The organism is Sphingobium sp. TCM1, from assembly GCF_001650725.1.
Classification (GTDB): domain Bacteria; phylum Pseudomonadota; class Alphaproteobacteria; order Sphingomonadales; family Sphingomonadaceae; genus Sphingobium.
On record NZ_LXVX01000039.1, the window covers coordinates 265,956 to 281,520 of the forward strand.

Annotated in this window: 19 protein-coding genes and 2 pseudogenes; 15 read left to right on the plus strand and 6 right to left on the minus strand. The window is 55.9% G+C overall.

What is annotated here, in order from left to right:
• Positions 1 to 13: 13 nt before the first annotated feature.
• Positions 14 to 829 (minus strand): annotated as a pseudogene (locus tag A7Q26_RS21885) (MBL fold metallo-hydrolase); the annotation flags it as partial.
• A gap of 71 nt (positions 830 to 900) precedes the next feature.
• On the opposite strand from A7Q26_RS21885, the gene A7Q26_RS21890 reads away from it, so the two are divergent.
• Positions 901 to 1,803 (plus strand): tyrosine recombinase XerC, encoded by a 903-nt coding sequence (locus A7Q26_RS21890; RefSeq protein WP_066865271.1) that lies wholly within the window; start codon positions 901 to 903, stop codon positions 1,801 to 1,803.
• Between the two features lie 4 nt (positions 1,804 to 1,807).
• On the opposite strand, the pseudogene A7Q26_RS26270 reads toward A7Q26_RS21890, so the two are convergent.
• A pseudogene (locus tag A7Q26_RS26270) lies at positions 1,808 to 1,990 on the minus strand (DedA family protein); the annotation flags it as partial.
• 56 nt (positions 1,991 to 2,046) lie between these two features.
• Between A7Q26_RS26270 and A7Q26_RS21895 the strand changes: the two are divergent.
• Complete coding sequence (locus A7Q26_RS21895; RefSeq protein WP_066864475.1) at positions 2,047 to 3,657, plus strand: recombinase family protein; 1,611 nt, start codon at positions 2,047 to 2,049, stop codon at positions 3,655 to 3,657.
• 83 nt (positions 3,658 to 3,740) lie between these two features.
• On the opposite strand, the gene A7Q26_RS21900 is transcribed toward A7Q26_RS21895, so the two are convergent.
• Complete coding sequence (locus A7Q26_RS21900; protein ID WP_066864478.1) at positions 3,741 to 3,920, minus strand: hypothetical protein; 180 nt, start codon at positions 3,918 to 3,920, stop codon at positions 3,741 to 3,743.
• Positions 3,921 to 4,078: 158 nt separating this feature from the next.
• Between A7Q26_RS21900 and A7Q26_RS21905 the strand changes: the two genes are divergently transcribed.
• Positions 4,079 to 4,438, plus strand: coding sequence for a DUF2958 domain-containing protein (locus A7Q26_RS21905; RefSeq protein ID WP_066864480.1), 360 nt, complete (start codon positions 4,079 to 4,081; stop codon positions 4,436 to 4,438).
• 103 nt (positions 4,439 to 4,541) lie between these two features.
• On the opposite strand, the gene A7Q26_RS21910 is transcribed toward A7Q26_RS21905, so the two are convergent.
• Positions 4,542 to 5,066, minus strand: a complete 525-nt coding sequence (locus A7Q26_RS21910) for a hypothetical protein (RefSeq protein WP_066864490.1) — start codon at positions 5,064 to 5,066, stop codon at positions 4,542 to 4,544.
• Between the two features lie 105 nt (positions 5,067 to 5,171).
• Entirely contained in the window at positions 5,172 to 5,573 is a 402-nt protein-coding gene (locus A7Q26_RS21915; protein WP_066864492.1) for a hypothetical protein, read from the minus strand.
• Positions 5,574 to 5,719: 146 nt separating this feature from the next.
• On the opposite strand from A7Q26_RS21915, the gene A7Q26_RS26380 reads away from it, so the two are divergent.
• Positions 5,720 to 6,013 carry an HNH endonuclease signature motif containing protein gene (locus tag A7Q26_RS26380; RefSeq protein WP_084439276.1) on the plus strand — a complete coding sequence of 98 codons (294 nt, stop codon included), beginning with the start codon at positions 5,720 to 5,722 and terminating at the stop codon, positions 6,011 to 6,013.
• Positions 6,014 to 6,376: 363 nt separating this feature from the next.
• Here the strand turns inward: A7Q26_RS26380 and A7Q26_RS25425 are convergent, their stop codons facing one another.
• A complete protein-coding gene (locus A7Q26_RS25425) occupies positions 6,377 to 6,931 on the minus strand; it encodes a hypothetical protein (protein WP_157102653.1) in 555 nt (184 codons plus the stop codon).
• Positions 6,932 to 7,622: 691 nt separating this feature from the next.
• Between A7Q26_RS25425 and A7Q26_RS21920 the strand changes: the two genes are divergently transcribed.
• The 11 genes from A7Q26_RS21920 (at position 7,623) to A7Q26_RS21970 (ending at position 15,556) form a co-directional block, all read left to right on the plus strand.
• Entirely contained in the window at positions 7,623 to 7,916 is a 294-nt protein-coding gene (locus A7Q26_RS21920) for a hypothetical protein (RefSeq protein ID WP_084439263.1), read from the plus strand.
• Entirely contained in the window at positions 7,916 to 9,589 is a 1,674-nt protein-coding gene (locus A7Q26_RS21925) for a terminase large subunit (protein WP_066864496.1), read from the plus strand. Before A7Q26_RS21920 ends, A7Q26_RS21925 begins: the two co-directional genes overlap by 1 nt.
• A gap of 51 nt (positions 9,590 to 9,640) precedes the next feature.
• Positions 9,641 to 10,912 (plus strand): phage portal protein, encoded by a 1,272-nt coding sequence (locus A7Q26_RS21930; protein WP_066864499.1) that lies wholly within the window; start codon positions 9,641 to 9,643, stop codon positions 10,910 to 10,912.
• Positions 10,902 to 11,585: an HK97 family phage prohead protease gene (locus A7Q26_RS21935; RefSeq protein WP_084439264.1), complete on the plus strand. Its 684-nt coding sequence runs from the start codon at positions 10,902 to 10,904 to the stop codon at positions 11,583 to 11,585. The genes A7Q26_RS21930 and A7Q26_RS21935 overlap by 11 nt, the downstream gene beginning before the upstream one ends.
• Before the next feature lie 111 nt (positions 11,586 to 11,696).
• Positions 11,697 to 12,860 carry a phage major capsid protein gene (locus tag A7Q26_RS21940; RefSeq protein WP_066864502.1) on the plus strand — a complete coding sequence of 388 codons (1,164 nt, stop codon included), beginning with the start codon at positions 11,697 to 11,699 and terminating at the stop codon, positions 12,858 to 12,860.
• Between the two features lie 88 nt (positions 12,861 to 12,948).
• On the plus strand, positions 12,949 to 13,485 hold the full coding sequence (locus A7Q26_RS21945; RefSeq protein WP_066864504.1) for a head-tail connector protein: 537 nt from the start codon (positions 12,949 to 12,951) through the stop codon (positions 13,483 to 13,485).
• The gene (locus A7Q26_RS21950; RefSeq protein ID WP_066864506.1) at positions 13,482 to 13,805 is read left to right on the plus strand and encodes a phage head closure protein; all 324 of its coding nucleotides are present in this window, start codon (positions 13,482 to 13,484) and stop codon (positions 13,803 to 13,805) included. Before A7Q26_RS21945 ends, A7Q26_RS21950 begins: the two co-directional genes overlap by 4 nt.
• A gap of 19 nt (positions 13,806 to 13,824) precedes the next feature.
• A complete protein-coding gene (locus tag A7Q26_RS21955; protein WP_084439265.1) occupies positions 13,825 to 14,289 on the plus strand; it encodes an HK97-gp10 family putative phage morphogenesis protein in 465 nt (154 codons plus the stop codon).
• Between the two features lie 2 nt (positions 14,290 to 14,291).
• Positions 14,292 to 14,654 (plus strand): tail completion protein gp17, encoded by a 363-nt coding sequence (gp17, locus tag A7Q26_RS21960; protein WP_084439266.1) that lies wholly within the window; start codon positions 14,292 to 14,294, stop codon positions 14,652 to 14,654.
• Positions 14,655 to 14,738: 84 nt separating this feature from the next.
• Complete coding sequence (locus A7Q26_RS21965; protein ID WP_066864514.1) at positions 14,739 to 15,158, plus strand: phage tail tube protein; 420 nt, start codon at positions 14,739 to 14,741, stop codon at positions 15,156 to 15,158.
• Positions 15,158 to 15,556: a hypothetical protein gene (locus A7Q26_RS21970; protein ID WP_066864517.1), complete on the plus strand. Its 399-nt coding sequence runs from the start codon at positions 15,158 to 15,160 to the stop codon at positions 15,554 to 15,556. The genes A7Q26_RS21965 and A7Q26_RS21970 overlap by 1 nt, the downstream gene beginning before the upstream one ends.
• Positions 15,557 to 15,565: the final 9 nt, after the last annotated feature.

Here is a 15,565-nt window from a genome sequence, read left to right on the forward strand (position 1 = left end):
CGATGAGATGCGCCAGCACCGAGCGGCCGGCGGCGGGATGCAGGCGCGGATCGACGCCCTTGTACATTTCGGCCACCATGTCCGGGATGGCGCTGTCGCCGTTTCGTTCGAGGAAGCGCACGATCTGCCCCTCGCGCTGCTTGCGATGGCCCATCATGCCCCGCACCAGCCGCTGCGGATTGTCGATCGGATCGCCATGCGCCGGATAATAGACCGCGTCGTCGCGATCGAGCAGCAGCTGCATCGAGCGCATATAGGCGGTCATGTCGCCATCGGGCGGCGAGATGACGCTGGTCGACCAGCCCATCACATGATCGCCGGTGAGCAGTGCCTTTTCCTCGCGCAGCGCGAAACAGAGATGGTTCGAGGTATGGCCCGGCGTCGCCACCGCCGCCAGCGTCCAACCCGGCCCCTGCACCTGCTCGCCATCGGCCAGCACGCGGTCGGGCCGATAATCGGCGTCAAACGCGGCGTCGGCGCGCGGGCCGTCATCCTCCAGCGTCAGGGGTGCGCAGCCGATGACCGGTGCGCCGGTGGCTTCGCTCAGCGGACGCGCGGCGGGGCTGTGGTCGCGATGGGTGTGCGTACACAGGATCGCGACGACCGGGCGGTCGGCAATGGCGGCATTCAGCGCGGCCAGATGATCCGCATCGTCCGGGCCGGGATCGACGATCGCGAGCGCTTCTGATCCCACCACATAGGTCTGGGTGCCTGTGTAGGTGAAGGGCGACGGATTGGGCGCCAGCACGCGAGCCACCAGAGGGCTGAGCGGCATCAGGAGTCCGGTCGGCAGGGCGGCCGGATCGAAGGGGGTAGCCATGCTTCCCATGTGCCCATTTCGGCGCGGATTTCAAGGGCGGGTTGTCCTGCCACTCGACGCTCTGATAGGCTTGTGCCATGATGTCCGCCACCCTCTCCCCATCGCTCGTCGAACGCTGGCGCCAGCATCTGGCGCTCGACCGGCGGCGCTCCCTCCATACGGTGCGGGCCTATGTGGCGACGGCGGAGCGGCTGATCGCCTTTCTGGCGGAGCATCGCGGCGCGGCCGTCACCGCGGCGGCACTGGCCAGTCTCGACCAGGCGGACCTGCGCGCCTTTCTGACCAGCCGGCGGATGGACGGGATCGGCAATCTGTCGGCGGCGCGCGAATTATCGGCAGTGCGTGGCTTCCTGAAATTCATCGGCGGCCAGGACGCGAAGCTGCCGCAGCTCAAGGGACCGAGGGTCAAGCGCGGCCTGCCCCGCCCCATATCCCCCGACGAGGCGGTGGCGCTGGCCGCGGACATCGCCGAAACTGCCCGGGAAGGCTGGATCGGCGCGCGCGACTGGGCGGTGCTGCTGCTCCTCTATGGCGCGGGACTGCGCATCGGCGAGGCGATGGGCCTCAAGGGCGACATCCTGCCACTGGGCGAAACGCTGCGCGTCACCGGCAAGCGGGGCAAGACTCGGATCGTGCCGCTGCTGCCGCAGGTGGCCGAGGCGGTCTACGCCTATGTCGACGCCTGCCCCTATCGCATGGCCCGCGACGAGCCGCTGTTCCGGGGCGCGCGGGGCGGACCGCTGTCCCCCGCGCTGATCCGGCGCGCGGTGCAGGGCGCACGCGGGCGACTGGGCCTGTCGGACCGGACTACGCCGCACGCGCTGCGCCACAGTTTCGCGACGCATCTGCTGGGTCGCGGCGCGGACCTGCGCAGCTTGCAAGAACTGCTGGGCCATGCCAGCCTGTCGTCCACGCAAATCTATACCCAGGTCGACGCCGCCCACCTGCTCGACATCTATCGCAACGCCCATCCCAGGGCGTGATCGATCAGCCCCTGGGCCGCCAGGTCGCCAGCCGCCAGAGATAGAGGATGATCGCGCCGACGACGCAGGCAGTCGCGGCCGGGCCGACATAGGCGTCGATCTCACGGAAGTTGCGGCCCAGGATGAACCCCGCATAGGCCAGGATGATGTTCCAGATCAGTGCGCCCCCGGCGGTCCAGAGCAGGAAGCAGGCACGTACGGTTGTAAAAGGAAATCCTAACTCATTGCAGCTAGGGCACGTTTATGACCGATCCGACACTAACGCGCAGTAAAAAGCCCGCATACATCTACGCCCGTTTCTCGTCCTTAGAGCAGGCTAAGGGCTTCTCGCTAGAACGCCAGCTCACTACTGCCCGGTCCTACATTGAAAGAAAGGGCTGGCAGCTTGCAGAAGAACTGGCGGACGAAGGACGCTCAGCGTTCAAGGGCAGCAACCGCGATGAGGGCGCAGCTCTATTCGAATTTGAAAGCCGCGCCCGTTCAGGTCATTTCAAAAATGGCGCTGTCCTTGTCGTAGAAAGCATCGACCGACTCAGCCGTCAGGGTCCGAAAGCTGCTGCTCAACTCATATGGTCGCTCAACGAGAACGGCGTCGATGTTGCGAGCTACCACGATGACCAAGTTTATCGCGCTGGCTCCGGCGACATGCTGGAGATTTTCGGCCTCATCATCAAAGCGTCGTTGGCGCACGAGGAAAGCGACAAGAAGTCCAAGCGCGCAAAAGCGAGTTGGGAAAAGAAATACGGCGACATAGAGGCAGGATCGAAGAAGGCCATCACCAAGCAGGTGCCAGCTTGGCTGACCGTCACAGCCGATAACGACATCATCGAGAACCCTGCCCGCGTGAAAGTCGTGCGCGAGATTTTCGAATGGTATGTCGAGGGCATCGGTCTTCACACCATCATGAAGCGCCTCAACGAGCGAGGTGAACCAGCTTTTTCAGGTCGGGAAACATCGAAGGGCTGGAGCAAAAGCGCAATCAATCATGTGCTGTCCAATCGCGCAGTGCTTGGTGAGTTCGCGACACAACAGGGCAAGCATATTCCGGTCGTCTACTATCCACAGGTAGTCAGCCGCGACCTGTTCAACCGCGCCGAAGCCATGCGCGCCACCAAAACGCGAACAGGTGGATCATCCAAATATCAGGGCAACAACCTGTTCGCAGGAATAGCCAAGTGCGAGGTTTGCGATGGACCAATGGGCTTTGTCAGGGATGGAGGCATATCGCGCTACACAACCGCATCAGGCGAACAGAGGGTCTATAAGAGCAAGGGCCACAACTACCTGATTTGTGATGCAGCCCGGCGTGGCTTTGGATGCGACAACAAAGTCCACGCTCCATACGCGACCTTAGAAGCTGCCACGCTACAGCAATTGCTATGGGCCACGATTGATGACGAGGAAGCTCAAGCCGATCCGAAGGCCGATGCGCTTCGCTCCAAGCTGGATGCCGTGCTGCATAGCATCGACCTCAAAAATCAGCAGATCAGCAATATCATCGACAGCATGGCCGAAGCCCCAAGCAAAGCGATGGCTGCAAGGGTTGCTGCTTTGGAAGCCGAAACAGACGCTCTAGGCGCTGAGTGCGATGAATTGCAGAAGGCACTCGCCGTCCAAACATCCGCACCGAGCCTCAGAGATGACATTGCTCAGTTGCGCGACCTAACCGAGTTGATGAACAGCGAGGATGAAGACGTTCGTCGGGCTGCTCGACTACGCACCAACGCATCACTCAAGCGCGTCATCGACCACATGACTATCGACCGCGCCGCTAATGTGACTGTCATGTCGATGGACGTAGGTGTTTGGCAGTTCGACAAGCTGGGCAATCGGATCGGCGGGCAAGCCCTATAAGCCCCTGCCCTGCTTCCAGATAAAAGAACGCCCCAGCGTTGCTGCCGGGGCGACTTTGCTTTCCTGAGGCGTCTGAGGGCAAGCTAGATGCGAGGCATCTGGTATATCTCATTATCGATGTGGAAGTTGTAGTGATGCGCTTTCTGCTCAACATAGATGCGCTGGTCGTTGAATGTGAAAGCAAACTCTGGTTCTGCGAACTCGGGGTTGGCAGTGATAGTAGCGTCTACGAAATCGGCAAGTGCTGCTAGATCGACATTCATCGCTGGTTCCTTTCCCCAGCTTATTGTTGTCTCCTAACCACCGCGTCATCCAGAAAGTGACACCACAAAAACTCTTATGACCTAACCACTTCTTTGGTTGATTTCCGCTCTGACTGATGTTTGCTGTTCTGGTGCCGTAACATCAAGGAGAATGGCACATGGAATGGTTGAAGGTCTTCACACCTGAGGCAGCGCAACAGCTAGCCACGAACTGGATCGAACAGCAGCCCTTGAAGGGGACAGCACAAGAGCGAGACTATCAGCCGGTATGTAAGCTTTTCCTGCCGTGGTCGGCTGCTACATGGCTGGTCAGCGAAATGTCGGATGATGGGTTGTGCTTTGGCCTATGTGACATCGGCTTTGGATCGCCGGAACTAGGCTACTTCTCGATGGACGAGGTATATTCGGTCAAGGGACCGGGTGGTCTGCGCGTTGAGCAAGACCTGCATTTCAAGCCGAACAAGACGCTTGCCGAGTATGCCTCAGAAGCTCGCCAGAAAGGCCGCATCAGCGTCTAGGGATAAATAAAAGGAAGACAGAGAGCCGCTGCGTAATTGGTCTTTTGTTTTCTCCTTATACTGGGAAAGCCCTCCACTACGTGTGGAGGGCTTTCTTTATGCCTTACTTCCCAGGCCGCTTATATGCGAGCGCAGCATCGATCGCTGCCTTCTCCACACCCTCGTCCGCTAGTTGCTTACGGATTTCAGCATCCGTCTTGCCACCGCGACGGAAGCCGCCAACGCGGATATTCAGACGGCTCGCTTCGCTGACATTGCGCTTGGCACGTGGCGCGGCGCTGGTCGCTGCTGGCGCAGCGGCACTGGCAGTGAACACGATGTCGAACTCACCTGCATTAACTGCATCGATCAGTGCAGTCAGGAATGCTTCGAACTGGCTTTCGGGAATGTAATTGACCGTGGCTTTGTTGATGGTCAGGTCAACGCCTTTGACACCTACCTTGAACTCCACAACGCCGTTTTTAACCGTGTAGAGTTTTGGTCCGCGCACTGCGCCATTGGTGGTAAACTGAGCGCGAGCAGCTTCAAGACGACCGACAAGCCGTGAACGGTCCTTGGTGACATCGTATGGCCTGGCCTCAAACTCGGACTTCAAGCTGTTGTCGATGAACTTGCTCAGGTCAACCATACGCCACTCCTCTATCTAGTGGCGCACTACCTGTCCTAGCTTGATCAGCAAATCAACAAGAAAGGTGGCACAGTGGCCACCTTTCGAAGTTTGTGCGTTAGTGACTTACTTGGTGGCGGTCTTCTTCGCGGCCCTCGTGCTGCGTAGCTTTTCGCGCCGGGTAGCAATGCCCTTATCGGCTTCCTCAAGCTGCGCGTTGAAGTTGCCCTTCTCAACCTCGGCCCTGAAGTGGTTCATCGCAGCCTCAAACTGCTCGACCGGGACGACGACCTTTGTCTCGTCACCGATAAGCTTGATAGGCTTATTGTTGACCCGCAGCGTGAGCGCCACCTCCTTCTGACCTAGCACAAACCAGCGCCGACCATCTTCCTTGGGATTGCTGAACAGCTTGATCTGCTTGGCTATGCCGTCGATCAAAATCGACTTAGCGGTGCGCCCTTGCTCCGCGGTTGCAAATTCCGCCGACTTGCTAGCGGGCTTGATCATCGAGGGGTTAAAAGCGGTCATGTGTGTAACTCCGATCTGTGTAAGCAACAGCGCCTACTTCAATCGTATGTTGTCTCCTGACCAGATAATCATCCACTCTTTGGCGTTGACTAATAGGAATTCTGGTTGGCGCGATAACTATGGAGAGAGCACACTTAGGAAAGACCATGCCAAACGCACCACAGAACTTCTCGCATGGCGGCAAGAAGGTGAAGCCGGTGAGAGCCGAGCAATATGTCTATGACCACAACTGGCGGAAGGTAAGAGCCCGACGACTTGCCGAAGAGCCGTTATGCCGAACCTGTCAAGCGAACGGATACGTGACGCCAGCAACACAGGTGGATCACATCACACCGAGGGCAGACGGCGGCAAGGACGAGTACGAGAATACGCAAAGCCTATGCGGTCCATGTCACGCAGCAAAGACAGCCGAAGAGAACCGCAGACGTTTCAGCTTATAGATTGATCCTGATACCAAGCAGGTCATTCTCATAAACAAGGTCGCTATCATGCAATGCCTGCTGCACCATCATGATGTTGCCCACTACTTGTGGACCTAAAGCGATAACGAGAAACAGACAGAGACAAATACGCTGGAGCTTTGACATTGCGAACTCCACAGACATTGAAGAAGTCAACTACTTAATGTCTGCCAGCAGTTCGCGTCTACCAAAGACTTGACATGGAGAGAATGTCTGGGTCGCACCCTGCCCGATGCAGCAGGCTTGAGGGGGGCATTTTTTTTAGAGACTAAAGAACTATAGTAACAACACCCCAGCTAAAAAGACGCGTGTGCGAATTAAACAGTCCGGGCTCTGATGCGGCTACCCAGTTCTGAAATACTCATCCATAACTTGATCATTATGGAACGTCCATGGTAGTTCAGATGGATCGATTGCCTTGACGTTTTTTAAGTAGATCTCGAGGACACGTGGATCGTCAAATACAGATTGGTCCCCTCGAACAAGTGGCCCTAACGATCCCTGCCTTGCTAACTCAACTACCTCGGCAAACAATTGATCACATTTCAGGTGACAAGCTCGATTCTCACGGATGCCTTCTGTACCTAAGTTATAAATCCTCACGCCATATGACTGGAACAGCAGGTATTTGATCGGCGCTCCCTTCTCGGTCTTTGCGCTAGCGAACACACCGATAGTTTCTAACGCCACTTCACCGCCTTTAATCCAGATGTTTTCTGCAAGCTCTTTAGCGCACCCTCGGTTGCAAGTAGTGTAGTTGGTGAGGCTTTGCCGGAGATTTGACACTTGCTCCCTCTTCCATTTCTCAATAGCGGTTTCGTTCTCTAAAGCTTGAGCAGCACCGGCCGGATACATAAAGCTTCCGGCGAACAGCAGCGCGACTGTCAAGAGCCTCATAGACTTACTCCGACTCAGACAGGTTGTTACGGTATGTCACGCAGATTTTCGCCACACGCGTTCTGTTGTGCTTCCAGTTTTTTCCTATGCGGCACACATTCTTTGTCAGGGGCGCGTCGTTGACTGTGAAGGGACCTGACCAGCCTGACCAGCCTCTAGCTGGTGTTACGCCATCCTCTTCAAACAATAGCGTTTCTACCTCGTCATCCGAGAATTGCGCGATCGTTGGTAATTGGACGCAAGTCGCTGCACAAGTGGCTCTGTTTCCCATTGGGCCATCACAAGGCGGGTTGTCCGTGCGCGCGTAAACTGAATTGCCGAGCACTACCGTTCCGCAAGTTCGCTTAACGTCCTGAGCGCTAGCAGCCACTCCCAACGACGCTACTATCCAAACCAACGCTGACCGTATCAACATGATTATCTCCTTTTAAAGACGACAAAAGATGCTGACCCGAGTTTTTTTCAGAACGTAGATACCACGATCCATCATGTTCACGAATGATATTTTTCTAGAAGCTGACATGGACTTACGCCGGTAGCTAAGCCCGACGCCGCGCTGATTGCAATAAATAACTAAATGCAGCGTGGGCCTAAAAAGAAATCCATAGAAGAGAAAAAGGCGGTCGGTTCCTATCGTCCCTGTCGTGACGATCCCACCATTCTGATCCCGAGGGTCTCAGAGCCTCCGGTCATGCCGGACTATCTGAGTGATGCCGCGAAGGCCATCTGGTTCGAAGAACTGGAGCGGGTCACGCAAAGCGGAACGTCGGTCCTCGATAGCAGCATGTTTGCTGACTACTGCTGTCTCGCAGCCATTGTCCGTGCGGCGTTCAAGGCAGGCGAAGTGCCCAAGGGCAATCAGCTTGTCGAACTCAGGAAGCAGCGTGAACTCCTAGGCATCGGCGGCGCCCCATCGCGAGCGCAGCGCGGCACGAAAGGCCAGGCCGAACCCAACAATCCATTTGCGGACCTTGCCGGTGGCTGATGGCGTGGGAAGAAGGCGACGGACCATTTACGCGCAAGGCAATTGCATACGCTGAGCAGATCATTGCTGGCGAGATCCCCGCTTGCCTTCAAATTCAGCAAGCGTGTCAGCGTTTCCTAGACGACATCGACGGTGATCGCTGGGAGTTTGTGCCTGCAAAGGTCGAACGCGCCTGCAAATTCATCGAACTTCTGCCCCACGTTAAGGGCGTATGGGCTGCGAAGAAGCAGAGGCTCAAGCTTGAGCCGTGGCAAGTCTGGATCATTGCATCGATCTTCGGCTTCGTTGACCCCCAGACGCGCCTTCGCAAGGTCCGTGAAGCCCGCCTATTCATCCCCCGCAAGAATGCGAAGTCCACCGTAGCTGCTGGTATCGGCCTCTACATGGCCTTCCTCGATGACGAGGCAGGCGCAGAGGTATGGATTGGCGCGAACAATCGCGAGCAGGCTGACGCATGTTTTCAGCCATGCCGTCAGATGGTCGAGAAGCTGCCGGATTTCAGGTCCGCTACTGGCGTCGAAGTCCACAAATATTCCGTGTTCTCGCTTGCAACGGGATCGTTCATCAAGACGATGGTCGGCAAGCCCGGCGACGGTTCGAACCCACACTGCGCGATCTTGGACGAAGCGCACGAGAACGACACCAGCGAGCAATACGACACGATGAAGACCGGCATGGGCGCGCGAACGCAGCCCTTGCTCCTGACGATCACCACGGCAGGCTTCAACGTCGCCGGTCCATGTCGCCAGCTTCAGGTCGATGCCGAAAATGTCCTTGCCGGTCACAGCCAGAACGACGCGCTATTCGCGGCCATCTACACAATCGACAAAGACGACGACTGGACGGACTTCAACGTCTGGAAAAAGGCCAATCCTAATTTCGGTGTGAGCGTTCACGAAGCCGGCCTTCGCGAGCAGTTCAGGGACGCACTCAGCTTGCCTGAGAAAAAGCCCATGCTGCTGACCAAGCACCTCAACGTCTGGCAGAACAGCACAAGCGGTTGGCTGGACATGCGCGCATGGTCGGCATGTCGCTCAGAGAAGACCCTGTCCGATCTCGCGGGCAATCCAGCGTTCGTGGCCTACGACGTTTCCACGCAGACCGACATTTCGGCGCTGGTCCTGTGCGTCATGGACGGTCACATTCCTTACTTCTTCCCCTTCTTCTTCCTGCCTGAGGGCGCAGTTCAGGGCAGCAAGAACGCAGACGCATATCGTAGCTGGGCAAACAGCGGCCACATTCTGCTGACACCCGGCAATGCGACGGACTTCTCGTCCATCAAGGGGCAATTCGCGAAGCTGGTTGCTCAGTTCAACATCAAAGGCGTGGCCTATGACCCATGGCAGGGCCATCAATTCGCGCAAGAGATACAGGACGAATACCCAAACATCGAAGTTCGCAAGTTCGCGCAGAACATAGGCAACTACAATCCGGTCATGCTGGAGTTTGAAGCGCTAGTTGCTGACAATAAACTGCGCCACTCTGACAATCCTTGCATGAACTGGATGGCTGGCAATGTCAGCATCAGGGCAAACTCAGCTAATCACCTGTTCCCTAACAAGCCAGACAAGCAGCCTCACTTGAAGATCGACGGCATTGTTGCCGCGTTGATGGCGTACGCAATGAAGATGAACCAGCTAGAGGCAGCAGAGCCGTTCATCGACTGGCTCTAACAAGTCTCAAGTCCTCGAAAGGATAAATATCCAAAACGAGGACGACCCAACATGAGTATTTTTAGTTACCTTTTTGGTGATGGGACAGAAGCAAAGTCAGCACGACCGTTTCAAGAAGTTATCCAAGAGATTGCGGCAGACCAAAGCTCTTCTGAAGGCTTTGAGACTTTGAACGATGACGCGCTCGAAGCAACAGCCGTTCTAGCTGCTGTCCGTGTCATCGCAAACGGCATCGCACAGGTGCCATTCAAACTCTTAAAGAAGCAGAAGAATGATCGCGGCGAAGAAGCCGCGTCTCATCCGCTTGCTGCCCTGCTCCGTCACTCACCTAATGACTGGCAAACATCTTACGAGTTGCGAGAGCAAATGGCTTTCCACCTCATTCTGACCGGCAATGCGTTCTGCTTCCTGAACAGACATAACCGCACCAAGGAAATTCTAGAGATTTATGCCTTCGAACCGGGCAGCGTCACAGTCACGCAGAACGCCGATTACTCTCTGAGTTACCGTGTCCAAACCGGCAAGCGCAAGACTATCGACTTCATCGATGTGCCTGCTGAAAACATGTGGCACATCAAAGGTCCATCTTGGAATGGATGGATGGGACTTAATGCTACTAAGCTGGCTCGACAGGCTATCGGCTTGTCACTTGCGAGCGAGAAGTTTGGCGCGAACCTATTCAAGAATGGCGCTCGACCCGGCGGCATCTTGTCCACTGAAGCTGTTTTAACGCCTGAACAACGACAGCAGTTGAAGGAAGCTTGGAACGAGCAACAGGCCGGATCGAAGAATGCCCACAAAACCGCTGTTCTAGGCGGCGGCATGAAGTTCCAGCCAATCTCTTCTACCGCCAATGAAGCGCAGTGGACCGAAAGTCGCAAGTTCCAGATACAAGAGATTTGCCGAGCGTTCGGAGTTCAGCCCGTCATGTTGATGGCAGACGGCGCAACTTCCTATAATTCGGTAGAACAATTACTTCTTGCTCACCTCACTCACACGCTGATGCCTTGGTTCGAGCGCATCGAGCAGTCTGCATACAAGGCGCTACTGTCGAAAGAGGAAAAGCAGCAAGGCTATTACATCAAGCTAGACAGCCGCGCCCTTCTTGAAAGCAGCACTGCTGATCGTCTCGCATATTATAATCAGGGACGCACTCAGGGCTGGCTCACGATCAATGAAGTCCGCGCACTTGAGGACTTGCCGCGTTCCGATGATCCACTGGCCGACAAGCTGACGCCAGCGGCAAACCTCTTCGGCCAGACGGCTACACCAACCCCACCAACGACAACAGAAAATCAGGGCGAGGAACCTAATGCTAATTGAGAAGAAGGCCATTACTGGCATCGAATGTAAGCTGGCGATTACTGCCAGCGATGAGACTACGACTGCCATGGCCTTCACCGGCTACGGCTCTGTGTTCGGCAACGTAGACTATCACGGCGACATTGTTGAGCGTGGCGCGTTCGTTAAGTCGCTCCAGCAGCACGCCAAGGCAGGCACGTTCCCGCTGATGTGCCTCAACCACAACGTCTTTGACGCGCTACCGATCGGACGTTGGACCAGCATCGAAGAAGACGAATACGGCCTAAAGGTCGCTGGCGAACTTCTCGACACTACTGCTGGCCGCGATACGTACACGGCATTGAAGGCTGGTGCGATCAAGGGCCTGTCCATCGGCTTCTATCCAATCAAGTGGGCAATGGCCACTGGTGAGGACAACTACTGCCGCACAATCTCAGAAGCAGACCTTCTTGAGATCAGCGTTGTGACTATCGCAGCAAATGAGTTGGCTCAGGTCAATGAGGTCAAGTCCTCGCTAACTGACATGACTATCCGCGATCTTGAACGTCTGCTGCGAGAACAGGGCTTATCGCGCAAGCAAGCTGAGACTGTCGCCGGCCAGTTTGAGAGCAAGGCATATCTGGCTGAGAAGGCTCGCAAGGAAGAGGAAGCGAAGGCTCTACAGCTTCGCATCAGCAAGCTTCTGAACAAGTAACTTAATAAATAGAGGGACAGCAAGGACGACTTGCTCAAGTGAGCCGCTACAGGGGTGATCCTGTCAATAGGTCACAAAACAAAACATAAGACAGACAGGAGGACCATAATAATGGCCACTAACGAAGAACTAATGGGCGTTTGGGAGGAGTTCAAGTCCGCAAACGATCAGCGCTTGAAGGCAATTGAAGCAAGCGTGACCGATCCAATCGCAGAAGATAAGCTGACCAAGCTTGAAGCTGAAATCTCCAAGCTGACCGGCGCTGTTGAAGCAGTTGCAGAAGAGCAGAAGAGCCTTGCTAAGAAGTCGGGTCGTCCCGGCGCTTCGGCTGAGACTGCTGAACTGGAATACAAGAGCGCTTTCGGCACTTGGTTCCGCAACGGCAAGGGCGAAGATGCTCTTGAAGCTAAGTCGCTTACCCTCGGCGGTGACTCCGGCAAGGATGGTGGCTTCACCGTTCCAGTCGAAGTCAACATGGCCGTCCGTGAGAAGCTGGTTGATTTCTCGCCCCTGCGCCAGCTTGCAGAAGTAATCTCCACGACCACCGGCAACTACTCGGTTCTACAGAACCAGCGTGGCACTGCGTCGGGTTGGGTTGCAGAAACTGATGCACGTACCGAAACTGCTTCGCCAAAGATCATCAAGATCGCTGTTCCACACGGCGAACTCTATGCGAACATCGCTGCTAGCCAGCAGATGCTCGATGACAGCGCAATCGATCTTGAGGCATGGCTGGCTTCGCAGGTTGCTGACCAGTTCGCACTTGCAGAAGGCGCAGCTTTCATCAACGGCACCGGCACCAACCAGCCAAAGGGTCTGCTTGCAACCGGCAACGGCTACGGCACTGTCGTTAGCGGCGCTGCTGCTGCTTTCAGCAACCCAGACAAGTTGTTTGACCTCGTTTACGGTACGAAGGCCGGTCATCGTCAGAACGGTAAGTTCCTGATGGCGTCGGCTACTGAAGCAGAGGTTCGTAAGCTGAAGGACACCACCGGCAACTATCTGTGGGCACCGGGTCTGAACGGCCAGCGCGGCACACTTCTTGGCTACGAAGTCTACAACGACGAGAACATGCCAGTGATCGCAGCCAACGCGACCCCAATTGCTTTCGGCGACTTCAAGGCTGGTTACACCATTGCTGATCGCAAGGACATCACCCTGATCCGCGATCCATACACCAACAAGCCTTACGTGATGTTCTACGTCACTGCGCGCGTTGGCGGCGTTCCAACCAACACCGACGCAATCAAGCTGCTCAAGATCGCAGCTTCGTAAGCGGTCAGCGAGACGAACTCGCAAAAAGGAAAGCCCGTCAGGCAACTGGCGGGCTTTCTCGTCTCAATAAATATCGGGGAGGTAGAACATGAAAACAACTCTAACCCGCGACAACACTTTTCTCGCCATATCTGTCGAACAGGCGAAGCTTTGGTGTCGCATCGACGCCGACGAAGAAGACGAACTGATCGAAGGGCTGATCCGCACGGCGCAGGAAGCCGCCGAGAACTACACCAATCGCGCAATCGTCCCGGTTGAGGTCGAGATTGAGCTTGATGAAGGCTGCAAGCGCTTCACGCTCCCTATCTCTCCCGTGTCGTCGGTGACGAAGGTCGAGCTGCTGGACGCTGAGGGCGTCAGAGAACCCCTCTCCGACCCCGATAGCTACTGGGTGCTGCTGCGCGACACTGGCGCTGTGCTGACGCTCTCAGGGCAGATCAGGGGCAGTCGCACGCTCGTCGTGACCTGTGACGCTGGCTATGCCGATCCTGAGGCGATCCCCGCGCCGATCAAGCAGGCGATCGCTGTCCATGTTGGCTCGTTCTATGCCGGACGCGAGGGCCAGGACACAGCAGAAGCGACATTCCGCACCCTGCTCAACCCATATCGCGTGGGTGGCCTATGAATGCGGGCGCTTTGAGGCACCGCATTACGATCCTGACGACTGGTGGCCCTACCACGAACGATATTGGCGAGGAGATTAGCGGCGCTCCACTAGTCGTGGCGACCGTTTGGGCTGCGAAGTGGCAGCTTACCGCGAAGGACGTTAGCCGCGCAGCCGGTCAGGTATCACAGGCAGAAGCCAAGTTCCTGATCCGCCATCGCAGCGACCTGACCACTCAGATGACCGTCCTGCACAAGGGCATCAGCTACGCGATCACCGGCCTTGAGGATTTCGAAGACGGCAAGGGCCTCTTCATCATGGTCCGCAGCAAGACAGCATAAGCCGAGAAAAGAGAACATAATGGCTGATCGAATTAGATTTCAAATGACGGGATGGGACGAACTCAAGAGGGGTTTGGAACAGCTTGGCCCTGAACTAGCTACCAAGGCTGGCAAGTCCGCAATTCGTGCTGGTGCGAAAACTCTCGCGGAAGAGGTAAAGGCAGCAACGCCGGTTGGCGATGATGACACTTCGCGCAGCTATCGAACAAAGAGCGGCCAGTCCGTGACTGTCGATTATGGCCACATGCGCGACAACATCAAAGTCAAGATGGGTCGCCCCAAGAAGGCGTTCAACGTCGTTGCTCATGTGACGTTCGGTTCCGCCTTCTGGGCGCGCTTCCTTGAATACGGCACTGTGAAGATGATGGCGCGTCCATTTGCGAAGCCAGCCTTCGATAACGCCACAGTGTTGATGCTTGAAAAGATCAAGTCGCAACTAGGTGTGTCGATGGAACGCCTCGCCCGCAAGTATGGGAGGCGCTAAACATGGATAGCGCTTTCTACTCTGCCCTGAAAAGCTTCACTGGATCAGCAAAGGTCTATCCAGTTCTCGCACCCGATGATGCTGTAGCGCCTATGGTCGTTTACCAGAGGACCAGCACTCAGCGCGACCTCACAATCGATGGTCTAAGCGGATTGGTTTCGGCTTCCTACCGCATCGACATTTACGCCACCAGCTTGAAGGCAGCGCAAAGCTTGTCCGATACAGTTGTGATCGGGCTGTCGCAGCACAAAGAAGCACCAATCAACTATATCACTATCGACAACGAGTTTGATGGTTCTGACCTAAGTGGCGATCCCAAGTTGTTCCGCATGATTGTTGAAGTGACGGCGCACTTCAACCTGTAAGAGAACGTCCAAGTCTCCGCCAAATAAATAGTCGGAAGCAAGCCCTGAGCGGCGAGCTACCTACTATTTGGAGGCTATAACATAATGTCAACCGCCGTTGAAACTCAGGGCACAGTCCTTTCTATCAAGACTGGGTCCAACACTTTCGTTCCCATTGCAAAGATCACCGACTTTTCCGCATTCAGCGGCTCAGCTTCGGTTATCGATACTACCAGCCTAGATAGCACCGCTAAGGAAAAGCTGATGGGCCTACAGGACTTCGGTCAGGTATCCATCAACTTCAACGTCATCCCAAATGACGCCGGTCAGGTCGCCCTTGAAGCTGCAAAGGCTTCGCGTGCGCTCACTGAATTCAAGCTGGCGCTGAACGATAGTGCAAACACCACCTACACCTTCTCCGGCTTCGTCCTCAGCAAGTCGCTGAGCGGCGCAGTAGACGACAAGGTATCTGGCTCAGCCACCATTGAAATCTCCGGCAACGTCACTGTTACGGCAGGTGCCTAATGGCTAAGCTGGCTTCAAAGTCGTTCTTGCTTTCGCAGAAGCCACGTTCCAGCGAACTGTTCATTCCTGAGTGGGATGCAACAGTTCGCTTGGAAGCGTTCACTGTCGAGCGCCGTATTGCGTTCATTTCAGTGCTGCAAGAAAATGCAGAGGCAATCCGGCTGCACAAGGAAGACCCGACGAACCATCCTGCTGTGGATCAGCTAGACGAAGCCCTCGTCGGTCTCGTCTATAGCATCGTTGATGCGAATGGAAATCTCATGTTCGATCTCAGCGACATTCCACAGTTGAAGGGACTGCCATACACTCAAATTCAGCACATCTATCTGCACATGGTGTCGCTCTCATATGCGAATGGCGACATCGTTAGGGACGTAGAGGCCGAAAAAAAAGGCTAATGGATAATC